Source organism: Hymenobacter lapidiphilus (assembly GCF_013377885.1).
Classification (GTDB): domain Bacteria; phylum Bacteroidota; class Bacteroidia; order Cytophagales; family Hymenobacteraceae; genus Hymenobacter; species Hymenobacter lapidiphilus.
The window spans coordinates 1-15,688 of sequence record NZ_JABKAU010000017.1 but is presented as its reverse complement, the minus strand read 5'-3'; the positions used below and the strand labels follow the sequence as shown (position 1 = coordinate 15,688).

The following is a 15,688-nucleotide window of genomic DNA, read 5'->3' as shown; positions in this document are numbered from 1 at the left end:
GAGCCGCTTTTTTTCAAACCTACCCCTTGCGCCGCTCAATTGGCTATCTATCTTTGCAGCACCAAAACGCACCGCGGCCTGCTTATCTGGTCCGTTCGTCTAGGGGTTAGGACAGTAGATTTTCATTCTACCAACAGGGGTTCGATTCCCCTACGGACTACTCCGCCGCCTTCGTTTTGGCCACCGCTTGAAAACCCGCTCCGTACTAGTACGGAGCGGGTTTTCGCTTTTTCGGTCTGGCCGCGTACCTTGCCCCGATGCACCCGCTGCGCGCCTACATCCACCGTTTTGTGCCTCTCACCGACGCCGAGTGGGCCCCGCTGGCCGCCGCCCTGCGGCCGCGCCAGCTGCGGCGCAAGGAGCTTTTTGTGAGGCAGGGCGCGCCCTCAGCGGAGTTGGCCCTGGTGCTGGTTGGTAGCTGCCGGCTGTTTTATACCCGCCCCAGTGGCGAGGAGCGCACCACTTACTTCTTCTTTGAAAATCATTTACTGGGCGACTACCACAGCTGCCTGACCGGCCAGCCCAGCGCGTTTGGCATCGAAGCCCTGGGCCCGACCGAGCTGCTGATATTTCCGTACGCCGTGCTGCGCGGGCTTTACGACGAATTTCCGGTGTACGAGCGGTTTGGGCGGCGGCTGGCTGAATACCACCTGTTGGGTACCGATGCCCGCCTGGCCGAGTTGCTGCTGCTGAGCCCCGAGCAGCGCTACCAAGCCCTGCTGGCCAGCCACAAAACCAAAATTCTGGAGCGTATTCCGCAGCACTATATTGCCTCGTACCTGGGCGTTACGCCGGTGTCGCTGAGCCGCATCCGGGCGCGGGTGCAGGGCCACGACGGCAGTATTTCTTAGCGTTTGTTAACGATTCAGGTACCGTGCGGGCCGGACCTTTGGGGTGTTGTTTCACCCCCGGTTAGCCGCTCCATGAAAACGCTGCTCAAACTCGAAGAACTGGCCGAACTGCTGGTGGCCACCCTGGTTTTCGCCCACCTCCCCTACCCCTGGTGGCAGCTGCCAGCCCTGTTCCTGCTGCCCGATTTGGGCATGGTGGGCTACCTGGCCGGCCCACGCCTGGGGGCCTTTACCTACAATCTGCTCCATCACAAAGCCCTGGCCCTGGTAGTGGGCACGGCCGGCTGGGCGCTGGGCCAGCCTCTGCTGCTGCTGGCCGGTACGGTGCTACTTTTCCACTCCGCCTTTGACCGGCTGCTGGGCTACGGCCTCAAATACGCCACCGGCTTCCGGCACACGCACTTAGGTATGGTTGGCCGTACCGAACCAAGCGTTTTGGCCGGGCCAGGTAGCGGCTACAAGCAAGATAATTGATGACCTCCCGCCGGTTTGTGTCGTAACATAAGGATTCGACTACTTTACCGCCGCCCGATGTCCCGCACTATTATCGTTTCCAACCGCCTGCCCACCAAAGTACTTCGCACCGATGATTCGCTCACGTTTCAGGCCAGCGAAGGCGGCCTGGCAACGGGCCTCGGTTCAATTTACCAGCAGGCCGGCAACGTGTGGGTGGGCTGGCCGGGCCTGTTTGTGGAAGATGCCACCGAGGAGGGCTACGTGCGTGAGCAACTGCGCCAGGACAGCATGGAGCCCGTGTTTCTGACCGAAGACGAAATCCGCGACTATTACGAGGGCTTCAGCAACTCCACGCTCTGGCCTACCTTTCACTACTTCCCGCAGTACGCCACCTACGAGCCCGCCCACTGGGCTGCCTATGTGGCCGTGAACGAGAAATTCTGCCAGGCCGTGCTGGCCATGGCCGGCCCCGACGACACCATTTGGGTACACGACTACCAGTTGCTGCTGCTGCCGGCCATGCTGCGGGCCGCCCGGCCCCGGGCCACCATCGGCTTCTTTCTGCACATTCCGTTTCCCTCTTACGAGCTGATCCGGGTGCTGCCCTGGGCCCGCGAGCTGGTGGCCGGCGTGCTCGGTGCCGATTTAATTGGCTTCCACACCTTCGGGTTTATGCGCCACTTCCTCAGCTCCGTGTCGCACCTGCTGGGCTTTACGGCCCATAATGGTCGCCTTGAAGTCGGGCAGCGCACGGTACTGGTCGATACCTTTCCGATGGGCATCGACTACGACCGATACGCCGGGGCCGCCGCGTCCGAATCGGCCCGGCAGCACGAGGCCAGCTACCGGCAGGTGCTGGGCGACATGCGGGTGATTCTGTCTATCGACCGGCTCGACTACTCCAAGGGCATTGCCGAGCGGCTCCGAGCCTTCGAGCAGTTGCTGGTGCGCCACCCCGAATGGCGCGGGCAGGTAAGCCTGATTATGGTGGTGGTGCCCTCGCGCGACCAAGTGGCCCAGTACGCGGCCCTGAAGGAGGAAATCGACGAGCTGGTGGGCCGCATCAACGCCGCCTACCGCACCATGCGCTGGACGCCCATCCACTACTTCTACCGCTCGTTCCCGCTCGATGAGCTGGCCTCGCTCTACCGCCTGGCCGAAGTGGGGCTGGTAACGCCCATGCGTGACGGCATGAACCTGGTAGCCAAGGAATTCGTGGCCACCAAGGCCAACGACCACGGGGTACTGATTCTGAGCGAGCGGGCCGGCGCGGCCCGCGAGCTGTCCGACGCGCTCATCATCAACCCCACCGACCTCGACCAGCTGACCGCCGCCCTGCACGAGGCCCTGGTGATGCCCGCCGACGAGCAGGCGCGCCGCATGCGGGCCATGCGCCGGCTGGTGCGCCAGTACGACGTATTTGCCTGGACCAACCTGTTTATGAGCCGGCTGGCTTACGCCAAACAACAGCAACTTTCCCTCGATACCGACATGCTCTCCCCCGACCTGACTGCCCAACTACTGCGCGACTACCACGCCGCCCCCGCCCGCCTGCTGCTGCTCGACTACGACGGCACGCTCAGCCCCTTCCATAACGACCCGCAGCAGGCGGGCCCCGACGAGGAGCTGCGCCTGTTGCTGCGCGCCCTCACCGAAATTCCGCAAAACCGCGTTGTCATCATCAGCGGCCGCGACCGGGCCACGCTGGAGGGCTGGCTGGGCCATCTACCGGTCGATTTTATTTGTGAGCACGGTGTGTGGCTGCGGCCGGTGGGCGAAGACTGGCAGCTGTTTCAGGCCCTCAACAACGACTGGAAGGACGAAATCCGCACCATCCTCGACCTGTACGTGGCCCGCACGGCCGGCTCGTTCGTCGAGGAAAAAGACTTTTCACTGGTCTGGCATTTCCGCCGGGCCGATGCCGAGCTGGGCGACATGCGGGCCCGTGAGCTGATGAACCACCTCACCTTTATCACCGCCAATGCCGATTTACAGGTAATGGAAGGCAACAAGGTGATTGAAATCAAGACGGCCGGTATTAACAAAGGCACCGCCGCCGCCCGCTGGATGGCCACCTACCCCGCCGATTTCGTGCTGGCCATCGGCGACGACCGCACCGACGAGGACACGTTCCGCGTGATGCCGCCCGAGGCCTACACCATCAAGGTCGGCCCCGCCCCACGCTCGCTGGCCCGCTACCACGTAGACTCGCCTACCGAAGTGCGCCAGCTGCTGCGGGAGATGTTGATGTAGGGTGTAGAACCCAGAACTGAGAAAAAAAGGTGTCATTCTGAGCGGAGCTCAGAATGACACCTTTTTTTCTCAGTTCTGGGTTCTACAGGAAACTTGGGCTATCCAGCTTTTTGGCGATGCGGAAGGCGGCGTTGACGAGGCCCACGTGGCTGTAGGCCTGGGGAAAGTTGCCCCACTGCGAACCGGTTTTGGCGTCCACATCTTCCGAGAGCAGGCCCAGATGGTTGGTGTAGGTGAGCAGGTGCTCGAACTCGGTAATAGCTTCATCTACCCGGCCCACGCAGGCCAGCGCCTCCACGTACCAGAAGGAACAGATGAGGAAGGTGGTTTCGGGTGTGCCGAAATCGTCGGGGTGGCGGTAGCGGTAGAACAGGCCTTCGGGCGTTTTCAAGGCGCGCTCCAGGGCTTCGAGGTGGCGGGCGGCCCGCTCGGAGGCCGGGTCGAGGTAGCCCATCATGATCAGCTGAATGGTGCTGGCGTCGAGGTGGGGCGAGCCGATGGCATTGGTGTAGGCTTGCTGCTCTTCGCTGAAACACTGCTCGATACGGTCGGCGGCGGCCTGCATGAGGCGGGAGGCCAGCGCCTCCATCTCAGTATCGCCCAGCGAGCGGGCTACGTGGCAGGCGGCGTGGCTGCCGGCCCAATGGAACAGGTAGGTGTAGCAGTGGCGCTGGGCCAGATTGCGGAACTCCCACAGGCCGGCGTCGGGCTGGTCCATGGTAGCTTCAATCTGATGCAGGGCCTCGTACACCAGCTTTTCGGGGTTGCGGTGCTCGGGGTTCACGAAGCGCGCATCCACGTACAGCGGCAGCAGAGCCACCAGCACCTGCCCATACACGTCGTTCTGGATGTGGGTGTAAGCGTCGTTGCCGATGCGCACGGGCTGGTTGCCTAAGTAACCGGCCAGCGGCAGCTCCTGCTCTGTGAGCTGCGAAGCGCCGCTGATGCCGTACAGCGGCTGGTATTTACCCGTAATGCTGCTCGAAATGTTGGCGATGTAATGGAAGTAGCGCTCCAGCTCCTCGAAGTGGCCGATGTTGTTGAAGGCCGTGAGCGTGTAGAACGTGTCGCGCATCCAGCAGTAGCGGTAGTCCCAGTTACGGGTGCTGCCGGGGGCCTCGGGCAGGCTGGTGGTGCTGGCCGCAATAATAGCTCCGGTGTCCTCGTACTGGTGCATTTTGAGGGCCAGCGCCGAGCGGATAACGGCCGGCTGGTGGAAGTTGCTGATGCTGGTGCTCTTCACCCATTGCCGCCAGTAGCCGAGCGTGTTCTGCAGAAAGGTTTCACAGGTGCTTTCCAATGGGGCTTCGAGCGGCGCGCCGTAGGTGAGCACCAGATATTTGGTTTCGTTGAGGCCGAAAGCTTCCTCGTCGAGCACGTAAGTCAGGGGCAGGTTGGTAGTGAGGCGGATTTCCTCCTCCATGCCCAGAAACGCAATGTGGTTGGAGCTGCGGCGGCGGCTGAGCTGCTGCTCGCCGTACTCGGCCACTGGCCGGCAGGTTACCCGCACGCGGGGCGTGCCCTCCAGCGGCTCCACCTTCCGGATAAACATCAGCGGCTTATAATAACGCTCGTACTGCGAGAAGCGTGGAGCGAAGTCGGTAACCCGGTAGCGGCCCTCGTCGGTGGTTATTTCGGTTACGAGCACGTTGGTGTTGGCCGCATAGTACTGCCGGCTCTCGAAGCCGCCCTCGGTTACGGGCCGGATGCTGTACTCGCCGCCCTTCTGCTCATCGAGCAGCGAGCCGAATACGAAACTACTGTCGAAGCGGGGCCAGCAGAGCCAGCGCACGGCCGTGTCGGTGCCAATCAGGCCCAGAAAGGCGCAGTTGCCAATCAGGCCCATATCATAGGTGTGTTTCATCATAAGTAGGTGCAAAAAAGGTCGGGGTAAAGGGTGTAATGTCCCACCGGCCAAGTGGCCTTTCCCCCTACTTGTACCGTTTCGGGCCGGTGCGAGTTCCGCCCACCTGCCCGGATGGGCGCTGTCGGGGCTGGTTCGGACAAAACAATTCCGCTGATTCTGTATCACTTATCGGCTTTTACTGGTTTTTTTACGCCTTGCCCTTGCCCCGCATTATTTGGCCTGTATCTTTGCACCACCAAAACGGAAAAACGCTTTCGTTTTCTAACCGGTCCGTTCGTCTAGGGGTTAGGACAGTAGATTTTCATTCTACCAACAGGGGTTCGATTCCCCTACGGACTACAAAAAAGGCTTTTCGCACTACGCGGAAAGCCTTTTTGCTTTTCCGGCCCTGTGGTACGGGATTTCTGTTGAAAAGGAGCCCTGTTGTGCAACGGCTTGGCGCAGCCGCCTACCTTTGCACGGGCTACCGGTGGGTCGGGAGCCGTTTTTACTCTTGTTGCCGTGTTTTATTTGTCCGGATTCCGGGCGGGCCAGCTGCTGCCCGCCCTGCTGTTAGTGCTTGGCCTGTGCCTGAACGCCCGCGCCCAGCAGGCCCCTGCCCCACTGCTACGCGAGCTGAGCCTGCGCCTCGATACTACCACCTTCTACCTGAGCCGCAATATGGCTACAGTGCAGGAGGAGCCCCACCTCTACTTCAGCTACCGCCCCGGCGACGACGCGGCCGAGCTGCGGGTGGCCCCCACCGACCCGGCCGCCGGCCCCTTGCAGCTGCAACGCTCGGCCGATTTCACGCTGCTCGACTCGCTGACACCCGTAGACGGCGGGCAGTATTACCGGGCCAAGCTGCGCTTCCGCAGTCTCGGCGACGCCCGCTTCCTGAGCCTCACATTTCAGCAGCCGGCCGTGGCGGGTGGCTTTGCCCCGCGCACCCAGGTAGTGAAGCTGCTGCCCGTAACGAGTACCACCCTGGAGCTGCGGCCCGCCGATACGGAGCTGTTTGTGGGTGAGGAAAAGGTGTTCGAGCTGACCAGCAACAACTCCAAAAACATTCGCCTGAGCCCCGAATGGACCCGTGGCCAAGACATCGACTACCGCCTCGACCGCGAGAAAGGCATCCTGCGCTTGCACGTGCTACCCAACAACACCGGCAGCCGGGTGCTCACGCTGCAGCCCCAAACCGAGCAGCCCTTCCTCACCGACCGTAACCGCCGCGTTACCTACGCCCTGCCCCCGCTGCGCCAGGAGTTCACCGTAAAAAGCTCGCGCCTGCGCTTTCTGAGCGTCGATAAAAAGGAGATTACGCTCGATGAAGAGTCGCGCCGCAAGGGCGTGGAGCTGATTCTGGATAACGGCCGCAGCTTCAACCTTAAGCGTACCTACCGCATCGAAGATCAGGAGGAGGCCGGCGGCACGCTGATTGCCGAGCTGTTTACGCGCCAGTACTTGACCAACGACCGGGTGCTGTGCTGGTTGCGCGTGTACAACACCCACCGCCAGGCCGACAGCTACCTCTACATCAAGGAAAACGACCAGGCCAAGTACATCACCAACTTCAATATTTCGCCCCCCACGGCTGTTACGGGCCTGAGCGTGCGCCACCGCGGCGGCGACTGGACCAGCACCAACACCGTGAACCCCGGCGAAACCGTGGACGTGCGCCTCGAAGGCGTGGCCCTGCTGCGGGGCCGCTTTCATTTTGAAGACGTGCGCGTAGTGCCCTCCGACTCCAGCGTGCGCTCGGATGCGGCAGTGGTGTACCGGGTGCAGGTACCGGTGGGCATCGACAAGAAGCGCATTGCCATTGATAACGCCGGCCAGAACACCGGTTTTGCGCTGGCGGTGCGTGAGTTCCAGAAGCCCCACCCGCTCGATTTTGTGGGCGTTACCTTCGGGGAGGCCGTTCGGCCCGTTACGCGCCTCAACGGCCCTATCCTCTACGACCGTACCATCCGCGACGTGGTGTTCAGCTTCAATACCGGGGCCATCGACTCGCCCGAGCAGCTGTATGGCAAGCAGTACCTGACGTTTGAAATCAGGACCCAGAACGCCAAGGGCGACCTGATTGAGATGCGCACTATTGATAATGTGGTCATCTGCCCCGACGGCAAATCGGTGCGCGCGCCGTTCTACCAGGACAAGCAGTGCCAGGTGGGCAACATCAGCCTCAACAACCTGCTGAGCGCCCGCAAAAGCTACGACCTCGACGATTGGAGCAAGATTATTATTACCGTGAAGCACACGCAGGCCCAGTACCAGGAACCCGGCTTTACGCAGCGGCTGGAACTGGTACTACAGCGGCGCGTGAAGTTCGATATCGACATCAGTTTCCCGGCCGGTTTGCTCACCAAGCAGCTCGGCGGTGGCGAAGCCAACAACTACACGGCCTTCAGCGGCATCAGCCTGGCCACGCTGGCCCAGCTGAGCTTTTATAACCCCAACAAAATAAATAAGCTGCGGCCCTACAAGGTGGGCGCGGGCTTCGTGGCCCTCAACGCCTTCAACCTCAGCTCCAACGCCAACGCCTCCCGCGACCTGGGCCTCGTGGTGCTGGGCTCGGTGTACCCCACCCGCTCCGACGCCAAACTCACATTTCCGCTGTACCTGGGGGCCGGCTATCTGGTAAACAAGGGCCAGATGTTCTTCCTGTTCGGCCCCGGCATCGGGGTAAGGCTTTAGGTAGTGCCGGTTTATAGCATATAAAAGTGCGAATCGGGTGCTTTCACCTGATGCACGGACTGATGGTCGCCAACCATCTGTTTCAGGTTTCGCTCGATGGTTTGGGCAATGGCCGTTACGGGCGTATCGGTGGGCTTATTTTCAAAGGGGTCCTGCAGGTGGATGGCCATTTTCTCAATCAGAAAAAAGGCCGTCGAGATGGCCAGCACGATGAATACCTCCAGTATGCCAAATACTTCGAGGAGCGCGAAGGGCAGGAGCATTACGAAAAAGAACAGGCAAAAGTGCGTGTACAAAGAGTATGTTACCGGGAACACCGTATTCTTGATTCGTTCGCACCGCCCCATTGAGTCGGTCAGCTTGGTCAGCGTACCGTCTATTTCCATCTGCTGATAGCGGTTGATCCAACCCTGTTGCAGGCCGTGGCGCAGATCCTGGGCGTGGAGCTGCAACAGGGCATTAGGAATGTTCTCGTGCGTGGCGACGAACTTCAACTCCTCCGGCGACAAATAGGGGCTGATTTTGTCCAGCTCCATCTGCTTGCGCAACGTCATGCCCAGCGCGTAAGGCCAGGCAATCTGCCGGTTGGTCAGCCGCGCCTGCCATTCCAGCATTTCATCGGAGTCGTAGGGGGTTTCCGCGAAGCACAGGATCTGCCGCACCAGGGTTCGGGAATCGTTGACGATGGCCCCCCAGACAATGCGCGCTTCCCACCACCGGTCGTAGGCTTGGTTGGACTTGAAAGCCAGCAGCAACGACAGAACCGTGCCCAGAACCATGGGCACGCTCAGCGGAATGGAGATTGTGACCAGGTGAATGTATTTATCCTCGAGGGCAATAAGGCCGGCATAGAAAAAGACAAAAAACAATTCCGTTTTTATTCCACCAAATATATAAAGCAGGGGAATTTTGGTTTTCAATAACATGAAGCAAACAATGAAGGGAGAAAGTAGAAGCTATTCGGATGGTACCTTTAATGCTTCAAAATTAGTATTGAAAAGCACTCTGCGCATCCGGCAGAAGTTGTTTGGGTGGTACCCTGAGCACCCATTCATAGAAACAACAGCGTTTAACACAGCCTGGCAGCAACGTGGTACTGAGTGACCGCCAGACAGAGCATGACGTTCGGAATTCAGTACGATTACTTGTGCGCAGCTACTCAACGGTACGGATATAGTAAATCTTCGGTTTAAAGCTGAAACTGTTTAGAAACTCAGTGACACCTATGAAACGTCATGCTTCATCTGGCGTCCGCGCAGTCGAAGCATGACGTTCTTTCTACTTTGTAAACAGCTTTGCTGCCACCAGAAGCCTCGCCGTGCCGGCCGGATATTGTCTGCGGCTGGGGTGAAAGCAGAACAGCTATAGCAAAACCTTCCGCCAGACCTACTGCTTTTTCTCCGATTCTTCCTCTCTCTTCTGCATGAAAATTCTTTTTTCCTACCTCCGGCACTACCGGGGACTATTGGCTTTGGCGCTGCTGTTGGCCGCCATAAACCAAGTCTTTTCTCTCCTTGACCCCTATATTTTCCGGCAGATTATTGACCGGCATGTGGTGAAAGGCGGGACCAACGTGCTCGAAAACGGGTTCTGGACCTTCCTGACCGGTGGAGCGGGCCTGCTGATTCTGCAGGCGATGGGCGTGGCGATGGTGAGTCGCATCGCCAAGAATTTCCAGGACTATTATACCAACGTCATCACCCAGCGCCTCGGGGCCCAGCTGTACTCCGATGGCCTGCGCCACTCCCTGGAGCTGCCCTACCAGGTGTTCGAAGACCAGCGGAGCGGCGAAACGCTGGGCAAGCTCCAGAAGGTACGCACCGACGTGGAGAAGATCATCCTGAGCTTCGTCAACATCCTGTTTATCTCGCTGGTGGGCATTGTTTTCGTAACGTGGTATGCCCTGAGCGTGTACTGGCCCATTGCGGCGGTGTACTTCCTCACCATTCCGCTGCTGGGCTCTTTGAGTTTGTTTCTGAGCAAGCGCATCAAGGTGATTCAGAAAACGATTGTGGCCGAAACCACGGCGCTGGCGGGTTCTACCACCGAAAGCCTGCGCAATATCGAGCTGATTAAAAGCCTGGGGCTGGCCCAGCAGGAGACGCTGCGCCTGAATGCCACGACTGAGAAAATCCTGAAGCTGGAGCTGCGCAAAGTGCGGTACCTGCGCTCCTTGTCGTTTGTGCAGGGCACGTTCGTGAACCTGATGCGCAACCTGATTCTGCTTATGCTGCTGTTTCTGGTGGTACAGCAGACGATTTCGGTGGGCGAGTTTTTCTCGTTCTTTATCTACTCGTTCGCCATTTTTGGGCCGCTCCAGGAGATGGGCACCATCATCAATATATACCGCGAAACCGAGGCCTCGCTGGCCAATTACCAGCAGATTCTTGACACGCCCAAGGAAGTGAAGCCGACCCACCCCAAAGTCATCGACCAGATCGAAACGCTGGAGTTCGACGATGTGCGTTTCCAGCACCTCACGGCCAGCGCGCCGGCCCTCGACGGCATCAGCTTCCGCACCAAGCTGGGCGAAACCATTGCCTTCGTGGGCCCTTCCGGCTCGGGCAAGACTACCCTCGTGAAACTGCTGGTGGGCCTGTATCCGCCCGCCGAGGGCCAGATTCTCTACAACGGCATCCCGGGTCCCGAGCTCGACCTTGACACCCTGCGCGAGCAGATCGGTTTCGTAACTCAGGATACGCAACTGTTTGCCGGCACCATCCGCGAGAACCTGCGCTTTGTGGCCCCCAACGCTACCGACGAGCAGTGCATTGAAGCCCTACACCAGGCGGCAGCCGAGTCGTTGCTGGCCCGCGCCCCGCTGGGCCTCGACACGGTGATTGGCGAGGGCGGCGTGAAGGTTTCGGGCGGCGAGAAGCAGCGCCTGAGCATCGCCCGGGCGCTGCTGCGCCACCCCACGCTGCTGGTGTTCGACGAGGCTACCTCGGCCCTCGACTCACTTACGGAAGAAGAAATCAGCCAGACGGTGCGCGAACTGTCGGGCTCGCGCCAGCACATCACCATCCTCATAGCCCACCGCCTGAGCACCGTGCTGCACGCCGACCGCATTTTTGTGCTCGAACGCGGCCACGTAGCGGAAGCCGGCCGCCACGCCGAGCTGCTCGAACAGCGCGGCCTCTACTACGCCATGTGGCGCCAGCAAATCGGCGAGCGGCCCTTGGCAGCGGTGGGCCGGTGAATAACTTTGCGCGGTAGCCAGCACGATGTAGGGGCGGGGCTTGTCCCCGCCCGCCGTTGAAAGATTACCGTTGTAGCGGTGCGAACGGCGGGCGGGGACAAGCCCCGCCCCTACGTCGTGCTGGCGAGCTGTGCAACTTTGCTTAAGCAGTGAGGCGGTGAGGTGATAGGGGCCATGTGTTACAGCAAGGGTAACGGTGGCCTTTTTGCGGTGGATGTGGTTGCGGATTGTTCGAAAGGAGCTGACAGCCGTATGAGTGGGGCTTGGAAGTATTAGAAGCTGCCGGCGTTGTGCGCATAGCTTATGGCATCGCCTGAATAGAAACTTACCACCTCATCACCCTACTACTCACCGTTTGGCTTCTTCGTCGCCGTTTACGCCACTGAAAACTCCGATTTTTCGGATGCTCTGGATTGCCTCGTTCGTGTCGAACGTGGGCACCTGGATGCAGAACGTGGGGGCCGTGGGGCTGATGACCGAGCTGACGGATTCGCCCGTGCTGGTGGCCCTGCTCCAGACGGCCTCGGCGCTGCCCGTGTTTCTGCTAAGTTTACCCGCCGGTGCCCTGGCCGATTTGCTCGACCGGCGCAAGCTGCTCATCCTCACCCAAACTTGGATGGCCTTGGTGGCTTTGCTGCTGGCGGGCATGGCTTTCGGCGGATTTGCCTCGCCCTGGCTGCTGCTGAGCCTCACGTTTCTGCTGGGGCTGGGCGGGGCGCTCAACAACCCGGTGTGGCAGTCGGTAACGCCCGAGGTGGTGCCGCCCGCCGATTTGCCCCAGGCCATTGCCCTCAACAGCGTCAGTTTCAATCTGGCCCGGGCAATAGGGCCGGCGCTGGGTGGCCTGGTTATCGGCTACTTCTCGGCCGGGGCGGCGTTTCTGCTCAACGGGCTGTCGTTTCTGGGCACTATTTACATGGTGTACAGCTGGCAGCGTCAGCCCCAGCCAGTGAGCACGCTGGCCACCGAGCGGCTGGTTATGGCCATGCGCGGCGGGCTGCGCTACGCCCGTTTCGCGCCCCCGGTCCAGCGAATTTTGCTGCGCGGAGCCGCTTTCACGTTCGGGGGTAGTGCGCTGTTTGCCCTGATGCCGGCCGTGGTAGCCCAGCGGCTGCTCCGACCTACGTCGTTCTACTCACTGCTGCTCACCTGCATGGGCCTGGGCGCGGTGCTGGCGGCCGTGCTGCTGCCGCGCCTCAACCGCCGCCTGAGCATTGATAGTCGGGTGGCGCTGGCCACGACCGTGTTTGCCGGCGGATTGCTGGGCCTGGGCTATGTGGATGCGCCGTGGCTACTATACGGGGCGCTGGTGCTGGTAGGCATGGCCTGGATGCTGGTGCTCAACTCGTTCAGTGTGGGCGTACAAACGGTGGTGCCGCGCTGGGTGCAGGCGCGCACCATCAGTATTTACCTGCTCGTTATTCAGGGCGGTATGGCGGTGGGCAGCGTGGTGTGGGGCGCGGTTGCCGAGCGGGCGGGCCTGCCGGTGGCGTTGGCGGGTTCGGCCGGCTGGTTGCTGCTGAGCTTGCTGCTGGCCCGTCGCTACTCGCTGCAAACGGCTCCCGAAGCCCTCGACCATACCCCCACTCGCCAGCGCCCTGCGCCTGTGCTGGCCGAGCAGCCCGACCCCACCGAGGGCCCGGTCATCACGACTACAACCTACCGCGTGGCCCCAGAAAACCGGGCGGCCTTCACCTACTACATGGAGCAGTTGGGGCGCATCCGCCGCCGCGAGGGAGCCATCGGCTGGGGCTTGTACGCTGATTTGGCCGACCCCGACCGGCTCATGGAATACTTTCTCTCGGAGTCGTGGGAGGAGTATTTGCGCCAGCACCAGCGCGGGGTGGGCCGCGAGGAGGCCAAGCTGAAAGTGAGTCTGCGCCAGCTGCACGAGGGGCCCGGGCGGCCGCACGTGTCGCACCTGCTAGCCCAGCATTACCACCCGGTAGCTGGCCAGACGCCCATGCCGCCCGGCAGCACCCGCCTGATTGCCAGCACCGCCGGCGAGGCCACCTGAGCCAAAACGGGTAGGGTGCGGGGCTTGTCTCCGCCCCGCCGTTGAACGGTAACGCGTGGTTTCGTTTAGCGGCGGGCGGGGACAAGCCCCGCACCCTACCCGTTCTGCATACCTATCTTTTCAGCCTGAGGCGGAATAAATTCGGCGCCGTTGTCGTTCTACTGACAACCTTCCGGTACTGCCATACTCTCTTATTAGCGCCGTTCCGGCAAGGTAGTTGCCTTCCTGCAAACGCACTCTACTCCACCTATCCATGACTATCAACCTTCGATTTTTCCGGCGCTTTGCCGGCCTGCTGGCTACCGGCCTGCTGCTGGGCGGCACCGTTTCGGCCCAGAGCAGCGGCAGCGGCCAGCGCGATGTGCTACGCGAAATCACCGATGTGGTGGGCCTGAAGCCCCGCTTCCAGCTGCGTGCCACCAGCGAGGTGCAAAACGCGGCGGCCGTAGTGTATGGTGGTCAGCGCTATCTGCTCTACAATCCGCAGTTCGTGTCGGCCGTGAACCGGGCCGGCCGCACCGACTGGGCAGGCATCAGCATTCTGGCTCACGAAATGGGCCACCACCTCAACGGCCACACCTTGCGCGCCGGCGGCTCCAACCCCACCGACGAGTTGGAAGCCGACGAGTTTTCGGGCTTCGTGCTGCGCAAGATGGGCGCCAGCCTCGCCCAGGCGCAGGCCGGCATGGCCGTAGTGTCCGATGAGCAGGCCTCCCCCACTCACCCCGGCCGTCGGACCCGCCTGACGGCTATCGGCCAGGGCTGGCAGCGGGCCAGCCAGCAAATTACGGCCAGCACTCGCGGAGTTGCTCCTTCGGCCGAGCCTGCTATGATGACTACCCAGCCCGCGCCGGTGCGGCAGGTAGTAGCCCGCCGCGCCGCGCCGGTAAGTGTGTTGGGTAAAATAACATTTCAGGCCAAGCCTGAGGTCGATTTCTACGTGACCGACCGCCTAAGCGTAGTGCGCCTCGACCGCGCCGGCCAGGCTGCCGAAGTGGTCGGCCGCCTCACCCGCTCCGAAAGCCTCAGCTACCCTTATGTGCTTATCGACGGCCAGCAACGCCGCCTCTACATCAGCCGGATGGGCGAAATCTACGACCCCAACGGCCGCCAAGTAGCCATGTTGACGGACCCGTCGTAGGTGAGAAGTGAGAAGTGAGAAGTGAGAAAAGGAACGTCATGCTGAGCGCAGCCGAAGCATCTCTCCCGCTTGGTTGCAGTGCTAATTCAACGAAGCGGGAGAGATGCTTCGACTCCGCTCAGCATGACGTTCTGTTTCCATAAGTCGGCCGGCTTTCTGCAAGGAGAGCTGGCCGTTTATCTTTAAGCCTCATTTTCGCTTTAACACCATGCCCGTTTACCCGTTTTTGCTGGTTGATGCCTTTACTGATACGGCGTTGGGCGGCAACCCCTGCGCCGTGGTGCTCGATGCCGACGACCTCAGTCACGCCCAAATGCAGCGCCTGGCCCAGGAGTTCAACCAGTCGGAAACGGCCTTTGTACGCCGCTCGGCGGTGGCCGAGTTCGGGGTACGCTACTTCACGCCGGGCGAGGAAATTCCGTTGGCCGGCCACCCCACCATTGCTACCATTACGGCCCTGCTGCACACCGGCCGCCTGCCCCGCCCCACCGATGGCCGCCCCCACGACCTACAGCTGGAGTTACTGCACGGCCCGGTAGCCATCCGGGTTTCGCCTGCCGAAGCCGGCCTGCCCCACTTCATCCGTATGACCCAGCGCCGCCCCGAATTCGGGCCGCTGCACGAGCCGGCCGAGGTGCTGCCGCTGTTCGGCCTAATGCCCGCCGACCTGCTGCCCGGCGCCGTGGTGCAGACGGTGAGCACCGGTACGCCCCAGCTTATGGTGCCGCTGCGCGACGCGGCCACGTTGCGGCGGGCCCACCTACCCGACCCGATGGCGCTGGATGCTTACCGCCGGGCCAGCGGCTTTTTCAGCTCCCACCTGTTTTGCCTCGAAGGGGCCACGCCCGGCGGCACCACCTTCGCCCGCCACTTCTGCACACCCCCCGACCTGCCCGAAGACCCGGTAACCGGCTCGGCTACCGGCGGCATGGCCGCCTACCTCTGGCACTACGGCCTGCTTTCCACTCCCGATTTCATTGCCGAACAGGGCCACTGGATGGGCCGCCCCGGCACAGTCCATGTAGCGGTGCAGGGCCCTCCCGAAGCCATCGAGGCTGTCCACATCAGCGGCCAGGGTGTGGTAGTGGTGCAAGGCGAGCTGCGGCTGTGATTGGGGAAGGTAGAACTGCTATTCGAACGATGTAGGGTGCGGGGCTTGTCCCCGCCCGCCGTTGAACGATTCAGACCTGAGCCGTTCAACGGCGGGCGGGGGCAAGCCCCCCCCCCC

At 61.5% G+C, this 15,688-nt stretch carries 10 protein-coding genes and 2 tRNA genes; 10 read left to right on the top strand and 2 right to left on the bottom strand.

The window, feature by feature from the left end; all coding sequences use genetic code 11:
- The first annotated feature begins 88 nt into the window (after window positions 1-88).
- The 4 genes from HW554_RS10715 to HW554_RS10700 all read left to right on the top strand — a co-directional run bounded on the left by HW554_RS10715 (window position 89) and on the right by HW554_RS10700 (window position 3,560).
- A tRNA-Glu gene (locus HW554_RS10715) sits at window positions 89-160 on the top strand.
- 97 nt (window positions 161-257) lie between these two features.
- Window positions 258-851, top strand: coding sequence for a Crp/Fnr family transcriptional regulator (locus HW554_RS10710; protein ID WP_176908584.1), 594 nt, complete (start codon window positions 258-260; stop codon window positions 849-851).
- A 72-nt stretch (window positions 852-923) separates the two neighbouring features.
- Window positions 924-1,325, top strand: a complete 402-nt coding sequence (locus HW554_RS10705; RefSeq protein WP_176908583.1) for a DUF4260 domain-containing protein — start codon at window positions 924-926, stop codon at window positions 1,323-1,325.
- A 57-nt stretch (window positions 1,326-1,382) separates the two neighbouring features.
- Window positions 1,383-3,560: a bifunctional alpha,alpha-trehalose-phosphate synthase (UDP-forming)/trehalose-phosphatase gene (locus tag HW554_RS10700; protein ID WP_176908582.1), complete on the top strand. Its 2,178-nt coding sequence runs from the start codon at window positions 1,383-1,385 to the stop codon at window positions 3,558-3,560.
- Window positions 3,561-3,642: 82 nt separating this feature from the next.
- Here HW554_RS10700 and HW554_RS10695 read toward each other — a convergent pair whose 3' ends face one another.
- Window positions 3,643-5,427 (bottom strand): glycoside hydrolase family 15 protein, encoded by a 1,785-nt coding sequence (locus HW554_RS10695; RefSeq protein ID WP_176908581.1) that lies wholly within the window; start codon window positions 5,425-5,427, stop codon window positions 3,643-3,645.
- A 267-nt stretch (window positions 5,428-5,694) separates the two neighbouring features.
- Here HW554_RS10695 and HW554_RS10690 point away from each other — a divergent pair.
- Window positions 5,695-5,766 (top strand) — tRNA-Glu (locus tag HW554_RS10690).
- A 162-nt stretch (window positions 5,767-5,928) separates the two neighbouring features.
- Window positions 5,929-8,103 carry a hypothetical protein gene (locus HW554_RS10685; protein WP_176908580.1) on the top strand — a complete coding sequence of 725 codons (2,175 nt, stop codon included), beginning with the start codon at window positions 5,929-5,931 and terminating at the stop codon, window positions 8,101-8,103.
- Between the two features lie 11 nt (window positions 8,104-8,114).
- On the opposite strand, the gene HW554_RS10680 is transcribed toward HW554_RS10685, so the two are convergent.
- The gene (locus tag HW554_RS10680; RefSeq protein ID WP_176908579.1) at window positions 8,115-9,029 is read right to left on the bottom strand and encodes a bestrophin family protein; all 915 of its coding nucleotides are present in this window, start codon (window positions 9,027-9,029) and stop codon (window positions 8,115-8,117) included.
- A gap of 497 nt (window positions 9,030-9,526) precedes the next feature.
- Between HW554_RS10680 and HW554_RS10675 the strand changes: the two genes are divergently transcribed.
- From HW554_RS10675 to HW554_RS10660, 4 genes are all read left to right on the top strand, one after another.
- Window positions 9,527-11,302 carry an ABC transporter ATP-binding protein gene (locus tag HW554_RS10675; protein WP_176908578.1) on the top strand — a complete coding sequence of 592 codons (1,776 nt, stop codon included), beginning with the start codon at window positions 9,527-9,529 and terminating at the stop codon, window positions 11,300-11,302.
- A gap of 256 nt (window positions 11,303-11,558) precedes the next feature.
- Entirely contained in the window at window positions 11,559-13,319 is a 1,761-nt protein-coding gene (locus tag HW554_RS10670; protein WP_317170868.1) for an MFS transporter, read from the top strand.
- Between the two features lie 253 nt (window positions 13,320-13,572).
- Entirely contained in the window at window positions 13,573-14,460 is an 888-nt protein-coding gene (locus HW554_RS10665) for a M48 family metalloprotease (RefSeq protein WP_176908576.1), read from the top strand.
- Window positions 14,461-14,668: 208 nt separating this feature from the next.
- Entirely contained in the window at window positions 14,669-15,571 is a 903-nt protein-coding gene (locus HW554_RS10660) for a PhzF family phenazine biosynthesis protein (RefSeq protein ID WP_176908575.1), read from the top strand.
- Window positions 15,572-15,688 lie beyond the last annotated feature (117 nt).